The 282-nt window shown below is 67.4% G+C and carries 1 pseudogene; it reads right to left on the reverse strand.

Annotation, left to right across the window (positions count from 1 at the left end):
- Positions 1-282: pseudogene (locus EN850_RS35945) on the reverse strand (prolyl aminopeptidase); the annotation flags it as partial.

A 282-nucleotide genomic window follows, 5' to 3' on the forward strand; every position in this document is an offset into this window, starting at 1 on the left:
ATCATCGGTGGAGTGCGCATCCACGTCGTGCTGCAGGGTGGCGGCGTTGTCTTCCCAGCCCAGCCAGGCCTGCGCGGCTTCGATGCGGGTCGTCTCGTCCGCGCTGTCCAGCCGCGACCAGTAGGCTGCGATCATGTCACCACGCTCGGCTTCTGGAATGTAGGCCTCATAGCGGTCCCAGCGCTCCGGGAAGATCCAGCGCGCACCCCCATCGGCCTCGGCGAACCAGCGGTTCTCCATTTCGCGGCCGAGGAACCCGCCACGCACGATCAAGCCGGTGGC

This window comes from Mesorhizobium sp. M8A.F.Ca.ET.207.01.1.1 (assembly GCF_004794715.1).
Taxonomy (GTDB): domain Bacteria; phylum Pseudomonadota; class Alphaproteobacteria; order Rhizobiales; family Rhizobiaceae; genus Mesorhizobium.